The sequence below is a fragment of the Paenibacillus sp. IHBB 3054 genome (genome assembly GCF_051594305.1).
GTDB lineage: Bacteria > Bacillota > Bacilli > Paenibacillales > Paenibacillaceae > Paenibacillus_AQ.
On the sequence record NZ_JBOFBG010000062.1, the window covers coordinates 1 to 24,672 of the forward strand.

Annotated in this window: 20 protein-coding genes and 1 riboswitch; of the genes, 2 read left to right on the top strand and 18 right to left on the bottom strand. The window is 53.6% G+C overall.

The annotated features are described in order from the left end of the window. Window positions 1-43: 43 nt before the first annotated feature. The 17 genes from ACQ76X_RS34265 to ACQ76X_RS34345 form a co-directional block, all read right to left on the bottom strand. Window positions 44-1,357, bottom strand: coding sequence for an SEC-C metal-binding domain-containing protein (locus ACQ76X_RS34265; RefSeq protein ID WP_038585691.1), 1,314 nt, complete (start codon window positions 1,355-1,357; stop codon window positions 44-46). 288 nt (window positions 1,358-1,645) lie between these two features. After that, window positions 1,646-2,911, bottom strand: coding sequence for a phosphoribosylamine--glycine ligase (gene purD, locus ACQ76X_RS34270; protein WP_438498294.1), 1,266 nt, complete (start codon window positions 2,909-2,911; stop codon window positions 1,646-1,648). Window positions 2,912-2,935: 24 nt separating this feature from the next. Then, window positions 2,936-4,483: a bifunctional phosphoribosylaminoimidazolecarboxamide formyltransferase/IMP cyclohydrolase gene (gene purH, locus ACQ76X_RS34275; RefSeq protein ID WP_438498295.1), complete on the bottom strand. Its 1,548-nt coding sequence runs from the start codon at window positions 4,481-4,483 to the stop codon at window positions 2,936-2,938. A gap of 444 nt (window positions 4,484-4,927) precedes the next feature. Further along, entirely contained in the window at window positions 4,928-5,542 is a 615-nt protein-coding gene (gene purN, locus ACQ76X_RS34280) for a phosphoribosylglycinamide formyltransferase (RefSeq protein ID WP_438498317.1), read from the bottom strand. Beyond that, window positions 5,542-6,582, bottom strand: coding sequence for a phosphoribosylformylglycinamidine cyclo-ligase (purM, locus tag ACQ76X_RS34285; protein WP_438498297.1), 1,041 nt, complete (start codon window positions 6,580-6,582; stop codon window positions 5,542-5,544). The genes purN and purM overlap by 1 nt, the downstream gene beginning before the upstream one ends. 901 nt (window positions 6,583-7,483) lie before the next feature. Further along, window positions 7,484-8,980: an amidophosphoribosyltransferase gene (purF, locus tag ACQ76X_RS34290; protein WP_340894966.1), complete on the bottom strand. Its 1,497-nt coding sequence runs from the start codon at window positions 8,978-8,980 to the stop codon at window positions 7,484-7,486. Then, the gene (gene purL / locus ACQ76X_RS34295; protein WP_438498299.1) at window positions 8,965-11,211 is read right to left on the bottom strand and encodes a phosphoribosylformylglycinamidine synthase subunit PurL; all 2,247 of its coding nucleotides are present in this window, start codon (window positions 11,209-11,211) and stop codon (window positions 8,965-8,967) included. Before purL ends, purF begins: the two co-directional genes overlap by 16 nt. Further along, window positions 11,189-11,878, bottom strand: a complete 690-nt coding sequence (purQ, locus tag ACQ76X_RS34300; RefSeq protein WP_038585669.1) for a phosphoribosylformylglycinamidine synthase subunit PurQ — start codon at window positions 11,876-11,878, stop codon at window positions 11,189-11,191. The genes purL and purQ overlap by 23 nt, the downstream gene beginning before the upstream one ends. Window positions 11,879-11,883: 5 nt before the next feature. Continuing rightward, a complete protein-coding gene (purS, locus tag ACQ76X_RS34305) occupies window positions 11,884-12,129 on the bottom strand; it encodes a phosphoribosylformylglycinamidine synthase subunit PurS (RefSeq protein ID WP_019913657.1) in 246 nt (81 codons plus the stop codon). Window positions 12,130-12,429: 300 nt separating this feature from the next. Further along, window positions 12,430-13,320, bottom strand: coding sequence for a phosphoribosylaminoimidazolesuccinocarboxamide synthase (locus ACQ76X_RS34310; protein WP_438498302.1), 891 nt, complete (start codon window positions 13,318-13,320; stop codon window positions 12,430-12,432). Window positions 13,321-13,691: 371 nt separating this feature from the next. After that, complete coding sequence (purB, locus tag ACQ76X_RS34315; RefSeq protein ID WP_038585664.1) at window positions 13,692-14,987, bottom strand: adenylosuccinate lyase; 1,296 nt, start codon at window positions 14,985-14,987, stop codon at window positions 13,692-13,694. A 6-nt stretch (window positions 14,988-14,993) separates the two neighbouring features. Then, window positions 14,994-16,256 carry a 5-(carboxyamino)imidazole ribonucleotide synthase gene (locus ACQ76X_RS34320; RefSeq protein ID WP_438498318.1) on the bottom strand — a complete coding sequence of 421 codons (1,263 nt, stop codon included), beginning with the start codon at window positions 16,254-16,256 and terminating at the stop codon, window positions 14,994-14,996. Between the two features lie 272 nt (window positions 16,257-16,528). Then, on the bottom strand, window positions 16,529-17,014 hold the full coding sequence (gene purE / locus ACQ76X_RS34325) for a 5-(carboxyamino)imidazole ribonucleotide mutase (RefSeq protein ID WP_438498304.1): 486 nt from the start codon (window positions 17,012-17,014) through the stop codon (window positions 16,529-16,531). 247 nt (window positions 17,015-17,261) lie between these two features. Further along, window positions 17,262-17,363: riboswitch (purine riboswitch) on the bottom strand. Window positions 17,364-17,527: 164 nt separating this feature from the next. After that, the gene (locus ACQ76X_RS34330) at window positions 17,528-17,962 is read right to left on the bottom strand and encodes a universal stress protein (RefSeq protein WP_038585655.1); all 435 of its coding nucleotides are present in this window, start codon (window positions 17,960-17,962) and stop codon (window positions 17,528-17,530) included. A gap of 52 nt (window positions 17,963-18,014) precedes the next feature. Then, a complete protein-coding gene (locus ACQ76X_RS34335) occupies window positions 18,015-18,278 on the bottom strand; it encodes a DUF1294 domain-containing protein (RefSeq protein ID WP_038585652.1) in 264 nt (87 codons plus the stop codon). Window positions 18,279-18,358: 80 nt separating this feature from the next. Next, the gene (locus ACQ76X_RS34340; RefSeq protein WP_438498307.1) at window positions 18,359-19,603 is read right to left on the bottom strand and encodes an MFS transporter; all 1,245 of its coding nucleotides are present in this window, start codon (window positions 19,601-19,603) and stop codon (window positions 18,359-18,361) included. 282 nt (window positions 19,604-19,885) lie between these two features. Continuing rightward, window positions 19,886-22,024, bottom strand: a complete 2,139-nt coding sequence (locus ACQ76X_RS34345) for a DNA topoisomerase III (protein WP_438498309.1) — start codon at window positions 22,022-22,024, stop codon at window positions 19,886-19,888. Window positions 22,025-22,152: 128 nt separating this feature from the next. Between ACQ76X_RS34345 and tsaA the strand changes: the two genes are divergently transcribed. Together tsaA and ACQ76X_RS34355 are read left to right on the top strand one after the other, a co-directional pair. Beyond that, window positions 22,153-22,596 carry a tRNA (N6-threonylcarbamoyladenosine(37)-N6)-methyltransferase TrmO gene (gene tsaA / locus ACQ76X_RS34350; RefSeq protein WP_438498311.1) on the top strand — a complete coding sequence of 148 codons (444 nt, stop codon included), beginning with the start codon at window positions 22,153-22,155 and terminating at the stop codon, window positions 22,594-22,596. Between the two features lie 67 nt (window positions 22,597-22,663). Then, window positions 22,664-23,599: an AraC family transcriptional regulator gene (locus tag ACQ76X_RS34355; protein WP_438498313.1), complete on the top strand. Its 936-nt coding sequence runs from the start codon at window positions 22,664-22,666 to the stop codon at window positions 23,597-23,599. 99 nt (window positions 23,600-23,698) lie between these two features. Here the strand turns inward: ACQ76X_RS34355 and ACQ76X_RS34360 are convergent, their stop codons facing one another. Continuing rightward, a complete protein-coding gene (locus ACQ76X_RS34360) occupies window positions 23,699-24,454 on the bottom strand; it encodes an acyl-[acyl-carrier-protein] thioesterase (RefSeq protein WP_438498315.1) in 756 nt (251 codons plus the stop codon). Between the last annotated feature and the right edge of the window lie 218 nt (window positions 24,455-24,672).

The window sequence follows — 24,672 nt, forward strand, 5'->3', positions numbered from 1 at the left end:
ACACAGCCTGAGCGGCTGTGTCCGGTATACATCATATGATGAACTATTGCTTCAGCATCCACTTGAGCAGGTCCGGCATGCTTGCCCATAAACGGGAGTGCATGATGACATATTCAATCGCTTCATTAGAATCTCCCAAGCCTACAAAATCCGGCAGGTTATGCGGCAGCCGCTTCACGCCCAGTAAATAATCCGGCACATGCTTGTTCACACCACGCGCCACACGGTACAGCATCTTGAGCTGGGAAGTGATTCCGTTTTTCTTGTATTCAAGGACAATCCGGTCATAGGCAAACGCAGCCGCGGCATCATCCTTGCCATATTTCTTCAACACACGTTCTGCATCATTCAACCGGTTGGTGTACAAGTACGCAGCCGCCAACAAATAACGCGCACCGGTATTGTCTTCCGGATTAAGCTCCATGATGCGTTCCAGCATCTGCGCCGCTTCTTCCGCGTTGCCACTGAACCAGCAAGACTCGGCATAGCTCTTGCAGACGCGGATGTATGGCCGGGTTTCATGCAGGCCCCAGAAGTATCCTTTATTTTGGTTAAAATACAGCTCCCCCAGCTCACGCTCACCCGCAGCAATTCCCGCTTTGAGGTAGGCACGCGCCTCCTGCTCATTCTCCGATTCCTCAGCCAGAATAAGATAAGCGTCGGAATTGTCCGGATACAATTCAAGTGCAGCTTCAGCCAGTTGAATCCGCCGTTTGGTAGAAGTGGCTTCCGCTGCCTGATACAGAAGGGCCTGTGCTTTCTCCTTAGGAGTACCCGGACCGTTCAGCACTAGTAGCTCGTCAGACTCGCCGCCCATGCCGTATTCCTCCACGTAGTTAAGCATTTCCTTAACCTTGCGGGAAATCGTAGCCGCAGTAACCTCATATTTGGTTGCAAGTTCAGCCTGCGAAATCATAAAGCCATACTCCTCGGACAGCAAATACTCAATCGCGGCACAGAAGGAGCCCATTTTCTTCACAGCAGGTTTAGTCTGGCGGGAGAAGCCGTTCCAAAGCACTAATGCTTCAAAAATCAGCTCCCGCTCATACTGGTTTCTCATGCTTTCGATAAGCTGCATCGCCAGCTGCTCGTGGGCCGGATGCTCCCATTTCAGCTCGCGTGTTACCATCTTTTTCAGCTTGGTCAGGGTAAGCTTGCTCTCTGGACGAAGGACAGGTTCCAAAGCCTCAGGGCTCATGACAGGTTCAGTTACTACAGCCTCATGGGCTGCCGCCTCCTCCGTTGTTACGAGCCGCAGTATGGATTCAACCGCTGAGGTTTCTTTACCAAGGCAGCATCTTTTATATTTTTTCCCGCTTCCACATGGGCACAAGTCATTTCTTCCAACCTTACTCAAAAATAATTCCCCCTTAAATCTGTGACTAGCCATACACATAAGCGCATCGCTACTTTTGCACTATAAGTATCATTTCCCGGCAAGACGTATTCTATATTACGGGAACTTCACGGGCACTCCAAAAACCTAATTTAAAAAAGGCCTTTCCATGAAAGGAAAGACCCTTTATCTGTATATATCCGCACATTTTCCCCCGTACGAATTGTATTATAGCACTTCTTCTATCACTTGTCAGTCCTTTTTTGGGACTAATAGCGTAAAAATTTGCTAGGTTGCAGTCCTTTATCCTCAGATGAGCGCCTTCATGGCGATGTCACTGCGGTTCTGCTTTCCCTGGAAAGATATTGTTTCTGCACTGGCGTATGCGGCTGCACGGGCATCCGCAATACTCGCGCCCCTGCCGACAACACCAAGCACCCGACCGCCATTCGTAACCCAGCTTCCATCTTCACCGCGTGCCGTCCCGGCATGGAAGATCAGCGCGTCCTGGCTGCTCTCCAGACCAGAGATAGGCACGTCTTTAGGATAAGGACCCGGATAACCCTCTGAAGCCAGCACTACGCATACAGCCGCTTCATCACTCCATTGAATCTCAATATCCGCCAGCCTGCCTTCAGTGACAGCCAGAAAAATCTCCAGCAGATCACTCTTCAGCCTAGGCAGTACGACCTGCGTCTCGGGATCGCCGAAGCGGGCATTGAACTCAATCGTCTTTGGCTTGCCATCCGGTGAAATCATCAGCCCGGCAAACAGTACGCCGCTAAAAGAGCGGCCTTCGGCCACCATGGCTTTGGCCGTTGGCTCGATGATCGTCTCCACCGCCTCGCGGATAATATCCTCAGCGATATGCGGCAGAGGCGAATACGTGCCCATTCCGCCGGTGTTCGGTCCTTTGTCGCCGTCGAATATCGGCTTATGATCCTGCGCCGCCGCCATAGGCCGCACCGTTTCACCATCAACAAACGCAAGAATCGACATTTCCTCCCCGACGAGGAATTCTTCGATGACTACCTGCGCACCGGCTTCACCGAATACCTTGTCCACCATAATATCACGCAGCGCCTGCTCGGCTTCTTCACGCGAATAAGCTACGGTAACGCCTTTGCCGGCAGCCAGGCCGTCTGCCTTGATGACGATCGGCAGCTCCTGTGCGCGCAAATAAGCAAGTGCTGCTTCATAACCGCTGAACTTCTCGTAGGCTGCTGTCGGGATGCTGTATTTGTGCAGCAGATCCTTCATGAACGTTTTGCTGCCTTCGATTTCAGCTGCATTCTTTCGCGGGCCGAACACAGGAATATTCTGCGCTTCAAAGGCATCAACGATACCTGCCGCGAGCGGATCATCCGGTCCAATAACTACAAGACCAACCTCACGCTCTTTGGCAAAAGCAGTCAGCCTGTCGAATTCGAACACGCCGATCGGCACACATTCAGCAAGCTGCGCGATCCCGGCATTGCCGGGTGCACAGTAGATTTTACCGGCTTTGGGGCTTTGGGACAGACTCCAGATGATCGCATGCTCCCGGCCCCCGCCGCCAACCACTAAAATATCCATATAAACGAAATCCTCCCCGGGCCTCTAGTGTTTGAAATGGCGGACGCCGGTGAAGACCATGGCAATTCCATATTCATTCGCAACCTTGATGGATTCCTCATCCTTGATCGAGCCGCCCGGTTGAATGACTGCGGTAATTCCAGCCTTCGCAGCCATTTCCAGCGTATCTCCCATCGGGAAAAAGGCATCGGAAGCCAGTACAGCGCCCTTGGACTTCTCTCCGGCCTGTTCAATGGCAATTTTGGCCGCTCCGACACGGTTCATTTGTCCGGCGCCTACACCAACGGTCATATCATCCGCCGCCAGTACAATCGCATTGGACTTCACATGCTTAACCACTTTCCAGCCGAACAGCAGCTGCTTGAGCTCTTCTTCGGTTGGCTTGCGGGTAGTGACCACTTGAAGCTCTTCCGGATTCACGGAGTGCACATCGCTCTCCTGCACCACCATACCGCCCTCAATGGAGGTAACGACAAAGTTGCTCTTGCGTGTGGAGGCCGTGCTTAAGCTGCCGATTTTGAGCAGGCGGATGTTCTTCTTCTTCGTAAGGATCTCCAGCGCTTCTTCCGTGAAGCCCGGTGCCAGTACGATTTCCAGAAAAATATCCTTCAGCAGGTTAGCGGTATCCGCATCAATAATACGGTTCGCAGCCACAATCCCGCCGAAAATGGAGGTCGGATCAGCATTGTAGGCTTTTTGGTAAGCCTCGTATACACTTGCGCCCACGCCCACGCCGCATGGATTCATATGCTTAACGGCCACAACCGCCGGCTCTTCGAATTCTTTGACGATTTGCAGCGCCGCATTGGCATCGTTAATGTTGTTGTAGGACAGCTCTTTGCCGTGCAGCTGCTCGGCAGCCGTCAACGTATCCTGCGCAGCGAGCGGCTTGCGGTAGAACGCCGCCTTCTGGTGCGGGTTCTCTCCGTAACGCAGATCCTGAATCTTCTCGTAAGTCACCGTATAGCGCTCCGGCAGCGGTTCACCGGTCACATTAGCCAAATAATCGGCAATCAGGGCATCGTAAGCCGCCGTATGGCGGAACACTTTTGCCGCAAGACGTTTGCGGGTCTCAAGGGTCGTATCTCCGCCCGCCCGCACCTCATCAAGTACACCTGCATAATCGGCCGCGTCCACCACCACACTGACAAAAGCATGGTTCTTCGCCGCCGAACGCAGCATCGTCGGTCCGCCGATATCGATGTTCTCGATAGCTTCCTCGTACGATACATCCGGCTTGGCAATCGTCTCCGCGAACGGATACAGGTTCACCACGACCAGATCGATGTAGTCCAGCCCAAGCTCGGTCATTTGCCGCGTGTGCTCCTCATTGTCACGAACCGCCAGCAGGCCGCTGTGTACGGCGGGATGCAGCGTTTTGACACGTCCGTCCATAATTTCCGGGAACCCTGTGACATCTGAAATACCGATGACTGGTACACCTTCTTTAGCCAAAAGTGTGCTAGTGCCGCCTGTGGAGATGATTTCTACGCCCAATGCAGACAACTCGCGGCAAAAATCCACGATGCCCTGTTTATCCGATACGCTGACCAGCGCTCTTTTGATACTCACTTTGAATAGTCCTCCTCCGGATGATGCTCGATTAGTTGTGTTTGAATGGTTAACGCTTAACGATGTGATGCCTTAAACTTGTATAACTGATCTACAAGCTCTTGCACCCGAATAAACCAGCCAGCCTTGCCAAATCACTGAAATTTCAGCAGCTTACAGCATTCTTCCTAAGGTATAAATCAGGTATTCCAGCACTCTCCGACACCCTTTTCCCGCTTGTGCAATATTTCCCGAGAAATATCGGAAGTAACCGCAGAGATTAACCCTTGTCGATAAAAAGATCAGCGCACCGCACAATTCGCCAGTATTTAACGCTATAGACGAGCTGAACAATGCTGTTTTAAAAATTTCTGTGGAATCGCAGCTCATGTCCATAGTATGCGACACAGGATGACTCCATATATGGCAAGCTCCCTGTCCTTAGCAGCAATTGCGCCTATACTTCTACTCGGAAATTGTGGCTTTTCTTCCGTCCAGCTCAACTTTCCCGGCGGCAAAAGCAGATACTACCTCAGGGTAAAGCTCATACTCTACCTGATGAATTCGTCCGGCAAGGGTTTCCGCTGTATCTTCGGCCTCTACGGCAACGCCGCGCTGGGCAATAACCGGTCCGGTGTCCATGCCCCCATCGACAAAATGCACCGTAACCCCCGTCAGCTTCACACCGTAGTCCAATGCCTGCCCGATGGCATCCTTGCCGGCAAAGGCTGGCAGCAGAGAAGGATGAATGTTGATGATCCGCCCGGCGTAAGGCGTAAGAAGCACCGGAGTAATCAGCCGCATATATCCAGCCAGTACGACAAGCCCGATATCCCGGCGCTGCAGCTCGGCAACAATCTCCGCTTCATACAGCTCCCGGCTTGCGAAGTCCTTCGGCCGCAGCAGGAGGGCAGGAATCCCCGCTTCCTCCGCACGCTGTGCCACTAGCGCTTCCGGCCTGTCGGATACCAGCAGTTCAATGTGCCCTCCGCCAAGCTTCCCTGCGTTCTGAGCCTGAACCAGCGCGGCAAAATTGCTGCCCTGCCCGGAGGCAAACACAGCGATCCGGCTGTACTGCATCACACTTCAGCTCCCGTAAAGGTAACCTTGCGTTCCCCTTCCGTTACTTTGCCGATCACATAAGCTTCTTCCCCGCCTGCTTTCAGCAGTTCAACCGCTCTCTCTCCGTCTTCTGCAGACACTACCAGCACCAGGCCGACGCCCATGTTGAAGGTAGTGAACATATCCCGGTTGCTTACATTGCCCTTGCTCTGCAGCAAGCCGAAAATCGGCAGAATCGGCCAGGAGCCATAATTGATCTCCACATTCACATGATCCGGCAGTACGCGCGGAATGTTCTCGATGAACCCGCCTCCGGTAATATGCGCCATGCCTTTGACCGGCAGCTGTTCCAGCAGCGCGAGCAGCGGCTTCACATAAATCTTCGTCGGAGCCAGCAGCACATCTACCAGCGGAGCTCCAAGCTCAGGGACCACATCGTTCAGCGCATAGCCGTCTTCCTCAAGCAGAAGCTTGCGTACCAGCGAGAAGCCGTTGCTGTGCACACCGCTGGACGCGAGACCGATCACCGTATCTCCCGGCGCGATGTTCGCACCCGTAACCAGCTTCGCTTTGTCAGCTACGCCAACTGTGAAGCCGGCGATATCATATTCACCCGCCGAATACATCCCGGGCATCTCAGCCGTTTCGCCGCCGATGAGCGCGCAGCCTGCCTGGTGGCAGCCTTCGGCGATGCCGGCAACAATAGCTTCGATCTTCTCCGGCACGACCTTGTCGCAGGCGAGATAATCGAGGAAGAACAGCGGCTCTGCGCCCTGTACTACAATATCATTCACACACATGGCTACGGCATCGATGCCAATCGTGTCGTGGCGGTCGGCTGCAAAAGCGATTTTGAGCTTCGTGCCCACGCCGTCGGTTCCCGATACGAGCACCGGTTCTTCATACTTGTCCTTATTGAGACCAAACAACGCGCCGAATCCACCCAGCTCCGTCATAACCTCCGGACGGTACGTGCGCTTTACATGCTTCTTCATGCGTTCAACGGCTTCATTGCCAGCCGCAATATCCACTCCGGCGTTTTTATAAGCTTCCGACACTTTTGGACACCTCATTATTAGTTAGTTTAGAGCGCGTTTCGGGGCGGCAGGGATTGGGTGTGTGGTTCTTGGACGCCATTGCGATGAATGTTTGGACTTCCGGTCGCTGTTATATTTGGATTTCCTGATTTAAACCGCTGTTCGCGGTAGAAATCCAAATATAAAGCATATGCTTTCGACGCGAGCTTTCCTACGGAAAGCTTTCAGGCGAACGCTATCGCTCCTACAGTTCCAAAATTCCTCTCCATGGCTTCCGAACCACCCGGGGCAAGCCCAGCCGCAAGCCGCTGTACGCGCCTTGCACAGCAGCAGCAAGACCTCGGCGCTTGGCAAAGCCAAAGCGCCTCCTCAGCGAGAGAACCCCCAATTTTGCGTAGCAAACAGGACAGGTTCTTGAGCACTTGATCTTGGCGCGCGGGGCGAAGCCGGGCGCACCTTGAGCGAGAGAACCTCCGATTTTGCGTAGCAAATAGGACGGGTTCTTGAGCACTTGATCTTGGCGTCCGGGGCGAAGCCGGGCGCACCTTAAGCGAGAGAACCTCCGATTTTGCGTAGCAAACAGGATGGGTTCTTGAGCCTTTGATCTTGGCGCGCGAGGCGAAGCCGGGCGCACCTTAAGCGAGAGAACCTCCGATTTTGCGTAGCAAATAGGGCAGGTTCTTGAGCACTTGGCCCGGCGAGGCAGCATGCCGCCAGGGCGCGGAGCGCCGTAGAGCGTGTCCCGGCCGTGCGCAGCACACAGGGACAAAGCGGGCACCCGCACCCCAGCCTTCTTAGCAAGTTAAAAGCAAACTCCTACCGCCAAACTTTCGGGTGGCCGGAGGGCAGAGCCCTCCGGAATCCCCCTTCGCAAGGGGGACTTAGGGGGATGGGCCACTCGACTATAGGGGGATGGACCCGCTTAACAGGAACATCCGTCCTTCTCTTCCCCGCCGAAATCCACCTGCGTCGGGTAGTCGTTATCGAAGCAGGACAGGCACAGCCCGCCTTTGTAATCATCGCTATTATAGCCGCCGATGGATTGGATCAGCCCTTCCGGTGAAAGGAAAGCTAGGGAATCGGCGTTGATCTCCTCGCACATTTCCTGAATACTCTTGTAGGAGGCGATGAGTTCACGCCGATCAGGTGTATCAATGCCGTAGAAGCATGGGTTCTTGAATGGCGGCGAGGTAATCCGCACATGTACTTCAAGCGCTCCGGCCTCGCGCAGCAGGTTCACGATCCGGCGCGAGGTGGTGCCGCGCACGATGGAATCGTCGATCATGACGACGCGCTGGCCTTCAACGACGCGGCGCACTGCGCTTAGCTTCATCTTCACGCCTTGCTCGCGAAGCTCCTGACTCGGCTGGATAAACGTCCGGCCAGTGTATTTGTTCTTGATCAGTCCCAGCTCATAAGGGATACCTGTTTGCTCGGCAAAGCCGATGGCTGCGGAGATACTGGAATCCGGTACGCCGGTTACAATGTCCGCATCCACAAAAGCTTCAAGCGCCATCCGGCTGCCCATCCGCTTGCGGGCGGAGTGCAGGTTCGAGCCGTTCAGGTCGCTGTCCGGCCGGGCAAAATAGATATATTCCATGGCACACAGCGCCTTGCGCTTCGGCTCAGCGAAGCGGTCTTCCCGGATGCCGTCCTTATCAAGCACGAGCAATTCACCCGGCTCAATATCACGCACCAGCTTCGCACCGATAACTTCCAGCGCACAGGACTCTGAAGCGAAGACATAGGCTTCACCGAGCTGGCCCATGACGAGCGGACGAAGTCCGTGCGGATCAGATGCGACGATCAGCTTGTCGTTGGTCATCAGCAGGAAGGCGAAACCGCCGACCAGCTGCTGCAGGGCATCTTTGGTGGCTTCGACAAAATCCTTCTGCGAACGTGCGATCAGATGCGCCAGTACCTCGGTGTCGCTTGTAGTCTGGAAAATAGAGCCACCTTGCTCCAGCTGCTTGCGGATCAGCGGTTCGTTGACAATATTGCCGTTGGTGGCAATGGCCAGATCCCCGTCACGGTATTTGAAGACAAGCGGCTGCGCATTGGTCAGCCGGCTGTCGCCGCTGGTGGAATAACGCACATGGCCAATGGACATGTCACCCACCAGTGAAGCAATTTTATCTTTATCGAATACTTCCTTGACGAGGCCCATGCCGCGGTGATAGTTGAAGTCGCGTCCGTTTGCCACGCAAATACCTGCGCTTTCCTCTCCCCGGTGCTGCAGGGCGTGCAGTCCATAATAAGACATGGAGGCGGCTTCCGGGTGTCCGAAGACACCGAATACGCCGCATTCTTCTTTTAAAGTGTCAAAAATATCTCCCGAGCCCGTTCCTTCGTTGTAAAAATCGCCGGTCCACAGGATAGGGTCCGCCTGCTCTTTCCCGGTCTTTATTTCATAAGACATGGAATAGCATCCTCCCAAATGGTTTTTATTTCTGTTACAGCTTCATCCAGTGCAGCCTTGCCGTCCAGGGCCAGGCGCAGTCTGTCCCCACCGACGGTTCCGATGATTTCCACCGGCACGCCGTAAGCGGCAACTGCTGCTTTCAGCTCTTCCGCACGGTCAGGAGCAGCGGTCAGTACGATACGGGATTGGCTCTCGCTGAACAAGACCACGTCCGGATGCAGCCCGTTCGCAGACAGCTCTACGTTAGCGCCAATACCGCCGCTGATGCAGCTCTCTGCCAGTGCGACCGCAAGGCCGCCTTCGGAAAGGTCATGCGCCGAGCGGACCAGACCGCTGCGGATCGCGCCAAGCACAGCATCCAGCAGCTTTTGTTCAGTGGCCAGATCCAGTGCCGGTGGACGGCCTTCCGTCAGGCCATGTACAGCATATTGGAACTCACTGCCGCCAAGCTCAGCCTTGGTCACCCCAAGCAGCAGAATGGCGTCGCCCTCTTGCTTGAAGGCTTGAGTGGTAATGTGATCGGTATCCTCCACGAGACCCACCATGCCGACAACCGGTGTCGGATAAATCGCTCCGGAGGCATTTTCGTTGTACAGGCTGACATTTCCGCCGATAACCGGCGTATCGAGCACACGGCAGGCTTCAGCCATGCCGTCTACCGCACGTTCCATCTGCCAGAAAATCTCCGGCTTCTCGGGACTGCCAAAGTTCAGGTTATCTGTAATCGCCAGCGGTTTAGCCCCGGAGCAGACAATGTTGCGCGCCGCTTCGCTGACTGCAATCCGGCCACCGACTTCAGGGTCCAGATAGACATAACGGCCATTGCAGTCCGTAGTCATTGCCAGGCCTTTGCGTGTGCCGTGGATCGTAACCACTGCCGCATCAGAACCGGGACGAACCGCCGTGCTAGTGCGAACCATATAGTCATATTGGTTGTATACCCATGCTTTGCTTGCTACGGTAGGGGAAGCGAGTACCGTGCGCAGCGCGCCGCCCAGATCGGTAACCTCTGCATAACGCAGGGTATCGACCGTTGCATTCTCTTCATAATAAGCAGGAACTGCTGACGGTTTGTTGTAGATTGGACACTCATCTACGAGAGCCGTTACCGGCATATCGCCGACAACCTCACCGTGATGGAACAATTTCAGGCGGCCGTCATCGGTTACCTTGCCCACTTTGCGGCAAATGACGCCCCAGCGGTCAAAAATCTCCTGTGCCTGCGCCTCATCCTTAGGCTCCACCACAAACAGCATCCGTTCCTGTGATTCCGACAGCATCATCTCGTAAGGTGTCATGCCTTCTTCACGCTGCGGTACCTGATCCAGATACAGCTCCAGGCCATTGCCCGCTTTGCTGGCCATTTCTGCGCTGGAGCAGGTCAGGCCTGCCGCGCCCATATCCTGAATGCCAAGCACGATGCCGCTGTCGATCAGCTCCAGGCAGGATTCCATCACCAGCTTCTCCATAAACGGATCCCCAACCTGCACCGCTGTCTTCTTGGCTTCCGACTCCTCGCTCAGCTCCACGGAGGCAAACGTCGCCCCGTGAATACCATCACGCCCTGTAGGCGGACCTACGTAGAATACGGGATTGCCTACACCTTTGGCGACACCGCGCTGGATTTTATCATGGTCGATCAGGCCGACACACATCGCATTGACCAGCGGATTGCCGTCATAGCTGTTGTCGAACATGATTTCGCCGCCCACGGTCGGAATGCCGATACAGTTGCCGTAACCTGCAATACCGGACACGACATGCTCGAACAAATATTTTACCCGGTCGCTCTCAAGCTTCCCGAAACGCAGGGAGTTAAGCAGCGCTACCGGTCTAGCACCCATGGAGAAAATATCGCGGATAATTCCGCCCACGCCTGTAGCCGCACCTTGATAAGGTTCTACCGCCGACGGATGGTTGTGGCTTTCGATTTTGAATACAACCGCTTGGTTGTCACCGATGTCGACAATGCCGGCGCCTTCGCCCGGTCCCATCAGGACACGCGGTCCGCTGGTCGGGAACCGGCTAAGAAGCGGCTTCGAATTTTTGTAGGCGCAGTGCTCGGACCACATTACACTGAATACGCCGATTTCTGTATAGTTGGGCTTGCGGCCCATGAAGGACGTGATCAGTTCATATTCGCTGTCCGACACGCCGAATTGACTGTAGATTTTCTGCTCCGCGATTTGCTCTGCGGTCGGCTCCTTAACGGATACTTGCTGCGTCATAACGATCCCTCCAGGTTTTGAGTATAGATGTAAACATCCGTTTGCCGTCTTCCGAGCCCAGCAGGCTGTTCGCTGCACGTTCCGGGTGAGGCATCATGCCAACCACATTGCCCGCTGCGTTGCTGACGCCTGCAATATCGGCTACCGAGCCGTTCGGATTGTCGCTATATGTGAATACGATCTGATTGTTTGCTTTAAGCGACGCCAAAGTCTCTTCATCACAGTAATAATTGCCTTCGCCATGCGCGATCGGGATGACAATCTCTTCATCCTTCGCATAATCAACAGTAAACGGGGTTGTGTTATTAACGACCTTAAGCACGGTATCATGACAGCGGAATTTCATCGACATGTTGCGGCGCAGCGCACCCGGCAGAAGTCCCGCTTCGGTCAGAATCTGGAACCCGTTGCAGATGCCAAGCACGAATTTGCCCTGCTCCGCAGCTTTGGCCACTTCAGCCATCACCGGAGCAAACCGGGAAATCGCGCCGCAGCGCAGATAGTCACCATAAGAGAAGCCGCCTGGCACCAGAATGCAGTCATACGCCGACAGGTCTGTCGCAGTATGCCACACATAATCCACGGGTTCGCCAAGGCTGTCTTCTACCGCCTTATAACAGTCAATGTCGCAATTGGAGCCTGGAAAGACGAGTACAGCAAATTTCATGACTTTTAGTCCTCCAATTCGTAGCGGTAATCCTCGATCACCGTGTTGGCCAGCAGCTTTTCGCACATTTCCTTGAGGCGTCCTTCCGCTTCGGCGCGGTTATCTGTATCGAGGGTAAGCTCCATATATTTGCCGATGCGCAGACTTTCAACTTCCTGGAACCCTACCGAATGCAATGCTCCTTGCACGGCTACACCTTGGGGATCGAGCACGCTTTTCTTGATGGTGACATAGACTGTCGCTTTTAACATACGCTTGTAGTTCCTCCTAAAATTTTATGGGCCTCAATGGGCAATCAACAAGAACTCGGATGTACCTGAGTTTAATATTGAGATAACTGCATTCTGTACAGCTAAATTCCTTTTATTTCGGGCAAAACCCACTTTAATTGCATTCCATACAGCTATATTTTGAAACAACCGCCGTTCCAGGCTTGTTCGCCTGATTTAGTTGTACCGGATACATTTAAAAGGCAGCCAGCGGCGATTTTGCTCAAAATAAATGCAGAGAATGCAACTAGCGGATACACTACAGCTGGCCAAGTTAATAAACTATAAAGACTTACCAGTAAGGCGATGATAGATGTCCAGATAACGGCGGCTCGTTTCTTCCACGACTTCAAGCGGCAGCGGGTCCGGCGTGCTGTTCTTGTCCCAGGAGGATGCGGCAAGATAAGTCCGGACGGGCTCTTTATCCATGCTGTCGATTTCAATATCCAGACTGTATTTATCTTTGGCCCAGAAGCGGGAAGCATCCGGGGTGAAAATCTCGTCGATCAGAATCACCTTGCCATCCAGCAAACCAAACTCAAACTTGCAGTCCGCTAGGATGATACCTCGCTCTTCACAGTACTCTTTGGCAAAAGCAAACAGCTTCAGGCTTTTCTCCTTCAGCTCAAGCGCCAGGTCGGCACCGATCAGCTCCTGCATCTGCTCAAAAGGGATATCCTCATCATGGCCTACATCATTTTTAGCCGCAGGGGTGAAAATCGGCTGGGCCAGTACAGCATTTTTGCGCAGGCCTTTGGGTAGTTCAATACCGTTAACTTTCCCGGTCTCCTGATACTGCCGCCAGCCCCCGCCGGTGATGCAGCCGCGCACGACACATTCAATATCAATGCGCTCTGCTTTGCGGACAACCATGATCCGGTTCTTGAGCGCCTCTCTGTCGCGTGCGATATCTCCGAGCTGGTCCACATCAATATGCACGACATGGTTCTCCATCAGGTCCTTCGTCTTGCCAAACCAGAAAGCGCTGAGCCGGTTCAGCACATTGCCTTTCTCCGGCACAGCCGGATCAAGCACATAGTCGAACGCGGAGATCCGGTCCGTAACGACAATCAGGGTCTGTTCCCCCAAGTCATACAATTCGCGAACCTTTCCTTTATAGAGCAGCGGTGCATTTACGAGATCCACAGCCGTGGATACGGCAGGGTGTGTCATGACCTTTCCTCCCTTGAACAAATGATCTTGCCTTAACTCTGCTTAAAAGAGCACTAATCGCGGATTATAACCCGCCCAATTAAAAGCCCGCAACAACAGTCCAGCAAATAAGATTCACTGCAAGAAATGTTTGGACTTCCGATCGCTGTTATGGTCATATTTCTCTGATTTAACCGCAAGCTGCGGTAGAAATCTGACCATAAAGGCGAACGCTAACGCTTCTCCAGTTCCAAAATTCCTCTCCGTTCCTCTTTACCGCACTTTATAATTTCAAGCTTCCAGTTACGCTTGGTTCAGAACAATCCGCTCTTCCTGATACTTCACGCCAGTTTATTGCTGCGCTCCTCCGTTCACCAATAACTTACCTTTTATTAGATAAGCTCCAGCTTACGGAAGATAGTGTCGACATGCTTAAGGTGCCATGTAGGATTGAATGCATCTTCGATCTCTTCCGGGCTAAGTACGGCGGTGATTTCAGGTGTGGCTTCGACGATGTCGCGGAACTGGGTTTGCTCTTCCCAAGCCTGCATCGCACGAGGCTGAACGGTATCGTAAGCCTGCTCGCGGCTGAAGCCCTTGTCGATCAGCTTGGTCAGGATACGGCCGGAGAACGGCACGCCGAAGGTCCGGTTCATGTTGCGCTTCATATTTTCCGGGAACACGGTCAGGTTCTTCACGATGTTGCCGAACCGGTTCAGCATATAGTTGAGCAGCATGGTCGCATCCGGCAGGATAATCCGTTCCACCGAAGAGTGCGAGATGTCGCGTTCATGCCACAGCGGTACATTCTCATAAGCAGTAACCATATGGCCGCGAATGACACGCGACAGGCCGGAAATATTCTCGCAGCCGATTGGATTGCGTTTATGCGGCATGGCGGAGGAGCCTTTTTGACCTTTGGCAAAAGCCTCTTCCACCTCGCGGATTTCACTCTTTTGCAGCGCGCGGATCTCGGTGGCGAACTTGTCCAGCGAAGTGGCGACCAGCGCCAGCGCAGCCATATATTCGGCATGGCGGTCACGCTGCAGGGTCTGCGTGGAGATCGGTGCCGGGCTGGTGCCCAGCTTGCGGCAGACGAACTCTTCCACGAACGGGTCGATGTTGGCATAAGTGCCGACCGCGCCGGAGATTTTACCGAACTGCACGCCGTTCGCAGCATGGCGGAAGCGCTCCAGGTTGCGTTTCATTTCCTCATACCACAGCGCCATCTTGAGTCCAAAGGTCGTCGGCTCAGCGTGAACGCCATGTGTGCGTCCCATCATCGGCGTATCCTTGTAAGCTACCGCTTTATCCTTAAGAATTTCGATGAAGTTAATGATGTCCTGCTCCAGAATTTCGTTCGCCTGGCGCAGCAGGTAACCCAGCGCCGTATCAACAACATCCGTGGAGGTTAGTCCGTAATGCACCCATTTGCGCTCCGCGCCAAGGCTTTCGGATACCGCACGGGTAAAGGCGATCACGTCATGACGGGTTTCAAGCTCAATCTCGTTGATGCGTTCAATATCAAACTTGGCGTCCTTACGCAGTTTAGCGGCGTCTTCCTGCGGGATAACTCCTAGCTCCGCCCAGGCTTCACACGCACATATTTCCACTTCGAGCCATGCATTGAATTTATTTTCTTCGGTCCAAATGGCCCGCATCTCAGGTCTGCTGTATCGTTCGATCATATCTTGTCAGTTCCTCCAAAGGTTAGTTTGCTCCACCCAGGACAAACCGTCTCCGGTGTCCTTGCAGAGCAAGTTGATATGGCCCATCTTGCGGCCGGTCTTGCTCTCAGTCTTGCCATATATATGAAGCTTGGGGGAAATCCCCAGCCGGTTTGCTGCTTCGTCCATCTCACTAATCCGCTCCACTGCCCCGTCCAGATGCTGCCCAAGCACATTCACCATGACTACAGGAGTCAAAAGCGAGGTATCGCCGAGCGGCAAGTTGCAGATCGCCCGGACATGCTGCTCGAACTGCGAGGTGACGCAGGCGTCCATCGTGTAATGCCCTGAATTATGCGGGCGCGGAGCCAGTTCATTAACGAACAATTCTCCGTCGTCCGTCACGAACATCTCTACCGCCAGCAGTCCGACGGCATTCAGTCCGGACACCAGCCGCTCAGCAAGCTCGCAGGCTCTCCGCTGAATCTCCTCCGGCACACGGGCAGGCACAATCGACAGATGCAGGATGTTGTTCACATGAATGTTCTCGGCAGGCGGAAAGCTCTTGACCTCACCGGATGCGCTGCGGGCAGCAATGACAGAGATTTCGCAGCTAAAAGCAACGAATTTCTCCAGCACCAGCTCCGGCATAACGTTTCCAGCTGAGGCTGCGGAATCGGTGGAGCTGTCTGTTCCGCCAGCTTGCGGCGCCTCCTGCGCTCCGCCAGCTCCCGGCGCGACCTGCCGGAAGGCTGCTTCCAGCTCTTCCGGCCGGCGGATGACGGCTTGTCCCTTGCCGTCATACCCCCCTGTGGCTGTCTTCAGCACACAGGGCAGGCCCAGGTCGGCGGCCGCGGCGTTCAGCTCCGCCAAGCTGCCGACCTTGCGGTACGGGGCAACGGGCACGCCAGCCGCCTCGATGGCCGCTTTCTCGCGCAGCCGGTGCTGCGTGGTGTACAGCAGCGCGCTGCCCTGGGGCACGTACGACTCTGCCGTCAGCAGCGCGGCCACGTCCGCATCGACGTTCTCGAACTCGTACGTGATCACGTCCGAGCGGCGCGCCAGCTCCCGCGCCGCGTCCCGGTCGTTGTACGCCGCGTGAATCTGCGGCGTCACCTGCCCGCAGGGCGCATCCGGCGCCGGGTCCAGCGCCACGAAGCGGTAACCCATGGCGCTGCCGGCCAGCGCCATCATCCGCCCGAGCTGGCCGCCGCCCAGCACGCCGATGGTTGCACCGGGGCGCAGCGTCCGGGGCCTGTCTCCACCCAGTGCGGCGAGTCCGTAGGACACCGCAGCCTCCTGGCCTGGAGCTTCCTGGCCATTCTCCTCGCCCCGCTGTCCAGCTTGTCCCTGCTGTGCCAGGACGTCCAGGCCATTCTCTTCGCCCCGCTGTCCAGCCTGTCCCTGCTGTGCCAGGACGTCCAGGCCATTCTCTTCGCCCCGCTGTCCAGCTTGTCCCTGCTGTGCCAGGACGTCCAGGCCATCCGCTGCTTCGCCCCGCGACTGTCTCCCGTCCCGCGTCGTGCTCACTTCCAAACCATCCGGCTTCAGCTCTTCCGGTTTCATAAGGTGTCGCTGCTTTCCAGCACTTCGCGCTCTGTAGCTTCGCGCCGCTGCTGCACCCGGCTCTGCACCTCTGGCTCGAACGCGCCGATTATCTGCGCTGCGAGCAGCCCTGCATTGACGGCCCCGGCACGGCCAATGGCTACTGTCGCCACCGGAATGCCGCCCGGCATCTGCACAATGGAGAGCAGTGAGTCCAGGCCGTTAAGCGCCTTGGACAGCACCGGAACACCGATAACGGGCAGCACCGTCTTCGCTGCCACCATACCCGGCAGATGCGCCGCGCCGCCTGCTCCGGCGATAATCACGCGAAGTCCGCGGCCCGCCGCTTCCTCCGCATAGCGGAACATCAGATCTGGTGTGCGGTGTGCGGAAATCACTTTTTTCTCATAAGGCACGCCCAGTTCTTCCAGCACCGCACAGGCATGCTCCATCGTTTCCCAGTCGGATTTGCTGCCCATAATAACCCCAACTTGCACAGACATGACTCAACCTACCTTCCGTTCCCGATATAGATACTCTTATCTGCTTTAAGTTTGTCCCATTTCTCGCAAGTTTCCCATAATTCCGAAAAAAAAAGCCCGGATTCCAAACGCATTCTGCTGCGGGTGGACCCAGACTACTGCAGGAATCAGGAGGGACTGCTCCATCTGTCTCCGCCTCGGCAGAGCATACAGGGACAAGCACATAGTGCACTGCCCTAATATCCCCGGGACGGCGCTGATGGCCATTCTAGTCATCCTATTTCCTCGTAGTCCGGAAATTTACGGTTGCCGGGTAGAAACTTCCGGGCCTTATCCCCGGTTTTATACGAGCTCTTCATAGGTTCAGTTTAACAATGGCCTACACTTCATGTCAACTTAAACACGAACATTGTAAAATTTACACGTTAAATCGTTCGCTTTTTGGCAAATTCTAATTCCTGTTCTTGGCTAATTGGGCAGGGAAACTAAAGAAAAAGGGGGAACACCTTTGTGCTCCTCCCGGAATAAAATCTATTATTTTACGACCAATACCGGAATACGGGCGCTCTGCACCACATTATGACTTACGCTGCCTAGAACAAATTCACGTATTCCGCCAAGTCCGCGGCTGCCGATTACAATAACATCCACATCATGCTCCTTGGAATAATTCAAGATCACTTCTGCAGGAGATCCTTGCAGCAGCTCCACCGTAGCATTCAATCCTTCCGCTTCAAGCCGGCTCTTCACTTCTTCTGTGGTCTGCACCGCCAGATCATAGTAATCTTTGTTTACAGAAGCAGGTAGAGGCGCAAGAGCTTCCCCGATAAAAAAGCGCGGGAATTCAAATGCGTGTACAACGTAAAGAGATGAACCCGGAGTTACCTTAGCCAGCTCGATCGCGCGCTCCAATGCCTGATTGGATGCCTTGGAACCGTCATAGGCGAGCAAAATTTTTGAGAATAACATGTACGCCACCTCTTTTTCTGTTTTGTGTAGCCATAACGTAATTCAAAAAACCTTACCTTAAAAAGTACCCATACAGCAGGATATTAAGCAGCAGCAGCAACGGAATTCCGATCCTGAAAGAAGTATGCCGCGTCTTGTGGCGCTTGCGGTACATGGCAGTCAGCACACCCAGCGCACCGCCCATAAATGCCAGCAGAAAAAGCGTCTTCTCAGGCACGCGTTCCCGCCTTGTACGGGCCTTGTTCTTGTCCTCGGACATTACCACATACCCGATAATATTAATTAGTGCAAACCACAGCAACACACCTTTGACCATTCCTTCCGGCTCTCCTCCCTCTTATCCTATCTACTTCATATTATAGTACCCTTTCCGGCAAAAAACCAATAATCCTCACATTACCTGCCACGTATACGCCCTTGCTTTCCTGTTCTTTCACGGGACCCGCCAGCATCCGTAATCCATACCCAGGATAATACGGCAGCAAGTGCTGCCGCGATTCCGCCCAGCCAGAATCCGCCGCTTAGGCCATAAGCAGAGCTCATCCAACCTGCCACAAACGGCCCTCCTGACATGCCGATTGCATACACCGCCTGATAGAAGCCCATCGCAGTTGCCCGTTTAAAGGGCGCCACTCCCGATACCGATTTGCCAAGCAGCAGCGGAAAAATAAGTCCCTGCATAAAGCCGTTCCCGATTTGTGTCGCACACAAGGCGGCAAGCGTCGGCATTGAAGGAATCAGCAGCGTGAACAGCGCGCTTCCGGCAAAACCCAGCAGCAGTGTCCCCCGGTCGCCAAGCAGCCTGCCAAATAGACGGGAACCGTAGAGTGTCGCAACGGCATGGGGCAGCATGAATGCCAAAGTCAGCCAGCCTAAGCTTTCCTTGCTTGCACCAATGTCCAGCGCCTGGTTCGGAGTATAGCCGAACATTGTAATAAAGAGCACACAGTGCGCCAGCACGGATAACAGCGAGACTTTGACCAGCAGCGGTTCTTTAATTACCGCAGCAAGGTCTTTAAGCTGGATCGCGTTCTCCCGCTTCTCCTGCTGCTGTTCCGGCAGACGCAGGGCGAGTACCAGAGCCGCTATCGCCACAAGCCCCCCGATAACAAACGGGGCATTCCAGCCCCAGTGCTCCACCATGTAGCCGCTGATCATCATGCTCATCAACTGGGCGATGACCGTGGTGAACTGCAGCATGCCCATTGCTTTTCCCGCTTCCTCTTTCGGAAAATAGCCGGCAAACATTACCGAGTACACTACCCAGGCGGAGGCTGCTATTCCGGATACGGCACGAGCCGCCAGTGCCCAACCCGGATGCGCTCCTGCCATAAACAGCAGACAGCTTGCACCGCTGGCGATCAGCCCCAGATAAATGAACGGCCGCCGCCGGTTCAAATAATCCGAGCCGATTCCGATCGGCAGCCGGAACAGAATCTGCATCAGACCGTAAATCCCCAGCACTGAGCCGACCATAACATACGAAGCTCCGAGATGCTCCACGTAGGGAGAGAGCACCGGAACATAAATATATGAAGAGAACCAGAACATAAAGACGATGACCAGGAAGAAGAAACGGCTGCCTTCCCTGGTCTTTGAACCTTCTACCGACTGGGCCCCGTTTTCTTTTTGCTTAGGCACTGTCACTTTACCACCCGCTCATTCATTTTTAAGAGTTGTTCCTGCTCTTTCGCAGATCTTCTTAGTAAAGCATATCTGCCTTTTGTTTGACAGCCCTAAAATCCACTCCGGATTCTGATTATTTCACGGTTAACCGGAATTTGTGTCTCTCCAAGCACTACGGTGCACAGCAGGCACCTAAGTCACCCTTCATAACCTAAATAAGCCTGCCGGGGATTCCGGTAGGCTTATTTAGGTTTCTAATTTATAGTTTAAATGTCCGCTCCACAGAGGTTATTACGCTTAATTCCCCTTCTGCTTGGCCTCCATTGCCGCTTTGAGCAGCTCACCCAGATTCGAGCCTACGCTTTCAGGTTTGCTGTACTGCTGCACCAGCTTCTGCTGCTCACGTTTATTGATATGCTTGTGGTCCTTGTCCATCGTCTCTGTTATTCCGCAGCCCAGACACTGTACGTAGAGGCCCGCCTTGCCTTCTTTGAGCTCCATTTTCTTATGGCACTGCGGACAACGGCGGTTCGAAAGCCGTTTCTCTCCGGCACGGGTATAGCCGCAGTCATCAGCAGGGCAGACCAGCAGCTTGCCCTTTTTGGTCTTCTTCTCCAGCATTCTTGTCCCGCATTCAGGACAATGGCTGCTGGAGACATTATGCGGCTTGTATTCTGCGCCGCTGCTCTTGACGCCGGATACGAGTTCCTGCGCCATACTGCGGATGCCTTGCAGAAAAGGCTCAGGCCGCCCTTGTCCGCGGGCAATCTTCTCCAGCTCGGCCTCCCAGCGCGCCGTCAGCTCCGGCGTGCGCAGCTGTGCCGAGACTAGTTCAATCAACTGCTTCCCTTTGCCTGTCGGGTGAAGAGAATTGCCTTGCCGCTCGATAGTATCCGAGCTGACCAGCTTCTCAATGATATCGGCCCGGGTTGCGGGTGTTCCGAGGCCATGCTTCTCCATCTGAGTCAGCAGCGAAGCCTCGTTATACCGTTTGGGCGGCTGTGTCCGCCCTGGACGGATCACACAGCGCAGAACCTTAACGGCCTCCCCTTCACGCAGCTCTGGCAGCTTCACACTGCTTGCCGCAGGCTCATCGGCAGTATTGTCTTCTTCGTCGTCATTGCTCATATCACCGCCGTATACCTCACGCCAGCCTGCGTCCTTTACCGTGGTGCCTTTCACATGAAAGCTCTCGCCTTCCACGCTTACCGTGACGGCTACCGCGTCATAACGGGCCGGTGGATAGAACAGGCTGATAAAACGCCGCACGATCAGATCATAGAGCTTACGCTCTTCCGCACTAAGCAGATTTAAGAGCACTGTCTGCTCCGTAGGAATAATGGCATGGTGATCGCTCACCTTGCTGTCATCTACTATCCGCTTTGTAATGGGCAGCGGTTTACGCAGCAGCGGCCGTGCCAATGCCGCATAGGGTCCGACAGCGATGCTGTCCAGCCGCTCCTTTAACGTCCCCGTCATATCCGAAGTTAGATAACGGCTGTCCGTACGCGGATAAGTGACCAGCTTATGCTGCTCGTATAGACGCTGCAGCACACTGGATGTTTGTTTTGCCGAGAAGCCGAACTTGCGGTTGGCATCCCTCTGCAGCTCGGTGAGATCATAAGCCAGTGGATGCGGCTCGCTTTTCTCGCTTTTTTGCACCTTGGCGATACGCCCGCTTCGGCCGGTAAGCTTGTCATTGAGCTTCGCTGTCTTCTCCTTGTCAAAAATCCGGCCATCCCCGCCCGGAGCACGCCAACCCGCCTGGAAATTCCCGAAATCTGCGGTCAACATCTCATACTCCTGGGAACGGAAGCCTGTAATTTCGTTCTCCCGGTCCATGATCATGCCGAGCGTGGGTGTCTGCACACGGCCAGCCGACAGCGGAGCACCGAACTTGCAGGTTAAAGCACGGGTAACGTTAAGACCAATCATCCAATCCGCCTCTGCACGGCAGCGCGCCGATTCATACAGACAGTCAAAATCCCGGCCCGGACGCAGTGACGCAAATCCCTCTTTGATCGCCTTATCCGTCTGCGAAGAAATCCATAGACGCCGGAACGGCTTTTTCCAGCCGGCCATATTCATGATCCAGCGGGCCAGAAGCTCCCCTTCCCGCGCTGCATCCGTTGCAACGATCAGTTCGTCGATATCCTGGCGTTTCATCAGCTGCTGCACAGCCTTATACTGCTGGCTTGTCTCACGCAGCACCTTAAGTTTGGCCTTCTCCGGCAGAATCGGCAAATCCTCCAATGCCCAAGAAGCAAATTTATTGTTATAGTCTTCAGGCTCTGCCAGACCGACCAAATGCCCCAAAGCCCAGGTAACTACATATTTCGGACCTTCAATATAGCTCTTCTGTTTATTCCCGCAACCCAGCACCCGGGCAATCTCACGCGCAACCGACGGCTTTTCCGCCAATACCAATACCTTCATAATTCTCTCCCTTCCTTGCCAACAACCTATTATACCATGATCTAAAAGACCGCAAATATCATCAGGCTGAATTCTACCTCCACATTATACAATAGGCTGTATCCGTTATCCGAAAGGAGTCACAGTAAATGTCCAAGCAAGAAGTGTATAATGTCATACCAGTAGGTGTGGTTGCCGGGCAGCCTGACAATCTGCGTCTTGAGCTTAAACCTGAATTTCACCCTGCCTTGAAAGGCCTGCAAAATTTCAGCCATTGCCAGATCCTTTGGTGGATTCATGAGTTTGCAGATGACCACTTCCGGCAAACCACACAGGTTCAGCCTCCATATGAGGCACCTTTAAGTGGAGTTTTTGCTTCCCGCTCTCCTGTCCGCCCCAATCCTTTAGGCCTTAGTGTAGCTGCCATAGTGTCTGTTGATATGGAATCGGGCATTGTCGAGGTTGCCGGACTGGATGCTTACCCTGGTACACCAATCCTCGATATCAAGGCTTACTTTCCCACTACGGACCGCGTCAAAGATGTCACTGTCCCTGAATGGGCCGCTGGCTGGGGAGACTGGGTAGCTGATTAATTAGTGCTGATAGCTGCTCAACCACAGTTGCTTACATTTTATTCCATTAATTCCCAAGGGGGTAGACATGAACAATTACCAGCTCATCGTCCAGGCTTTGGACCATATTGAAGCTGAACTGAAATCTCCATTGTCTGTCACTGCCCTCTCCAGGAGAACCGGCTATTCTCTGTATCATTTCATTCGTTTATTCCAGGCCATTACGGGGATAACACCGGGGGATTATATAGCCAGACGCAAAATTACCGAGGCTGCTAAGGATCTTAAACGATGGCCGGAGCGTTCTTTCCAGGACATTGCACTGGATTATCATTTTAACGACTACGAGACCTTCACCAGGGCCTTTAAAAGGTTGCTGCATACCACACCGACGCAGGTCCGCAATAAACGAAATAATCCTCTGCTTCCACTGCTGCACCGGCTTCACGAACAGGACCTGCTTCATTTGCCTGTAGTTCAAGGAACGCCTCCGCAGATCGTAAAGCTAGATGAAATTACTCTCAAGGGACCTATTGTGAACGTTATCGCTGACTATTCTGTAATCTCCGAAGCCTGGTCCCAGCTGTTCACCAGAGTGCCCAGCCTGCACGGCCGCAGGCTTCCCGAACGGTATTATCAAGTGGGCTACTGGGCTGACGATTTTGAAAACAGCGGGGTTTCCTTTATATGTGCTTGCGAGCTTTACCCTCAGCCAGAGATATCGGACCGTCATCAATATGCCGTAACTCAGACCTCTTATCGCCATTCCGCCTCTGAACAAGCGCAACTATCGGCGGATTTTCCTGTGTATACCTTGCCTGCAGCCACCTATTTAAAGTTCATACATAAAGGGTTGTCGAAGGATGTCTCTTATACCTACAAATATATTTATGAGACTTGGCTTCCAAAAAGCGAATACCGGCTTTCCCTGCCTTACGAATTCGAATATTATGGTGAGCAATATCTGGGCCCGGATGACAAAAATTCAATAAGCGAGATTTATGTTCCCTTGGAACTGATGTAACACAAATGTCCGTATCTGCTAAGCAGACACGGACATTTGTATAGGGTTTCTAAGTCTTGGATAGTTTCCCCTCATGTATAATTCCTATATGTATTTCCGTTAATGTGCTTCTTCACCAAGTTCCAGACAAGCTGCAAATGATATGGCCTGCTCCAGCTTTCCCTGAACAAATGCACCTTCACTTGTTAGCTGTGACCGCAGCATCATCAGCTCATCGCCATACTTTGCCTCCTGTACATAAGTAATCCGGAACCGCTTCAGTTCCTTCACACCCCACTCCTCCAGAGATAAAGCATCGCAGCACAAATCACCATAACGTGCATTGTTCAAATGATTATTGCTGTCCAGACCACTATATCTGACCTGATACCGGTAAGCTTGTTCCATGGGGATGTCCTGAGGAATGGTTACCTTATCTGGAATACTGCCGACCGAATCACCTTCATAATGCAGTACTGATACGGGAAGAGCAGATGGCCGCAGCAGCTTACGCTTCTCTGTATCTACAAGCGCCCAGATTGAACGCGCCACGGCTACCTCTGTATGGTCCTTATCATAAATACGGTAGTCACGCTGCCACATGGCTCCTTTGGTCCCTTTACTCCATGTGTGCACTATCAACTCATCATTCAGCCGGGGGATGCGTTTAAACTCCAGATCAAGAGTGATCATCATCCAGCCCATCCCTGCCTCCAGCATCTGTTCAAGACTGAGGCCTAGTGCACTTACCGCTGAGTCAGCCGTACGCTGCATCATTTCCAGAATAAAAGACAGCTTAGCCTGGGAACGGTAATCCGTATCACTGGCTTGAACTACAAATCGTTCTATCCACACAAGATTGTCTGTATTATCCACTGAAATACCCCCTTTGCTTGCGAAGCTCCCTATTATCAACATTAAAAGTCACATATATCCACAAATACTCGATACTATCCACATTAATTGGGGAGTACTTTTGATTCGCTGTACGTTCCATGATTCTTATCCACATGTGGACAAGTTTTTCTTCTATTCACTTTATCCCCTATCCTATCCACATTCAATAGCCAGCAGTTAAATCTTAACGCAAAAGG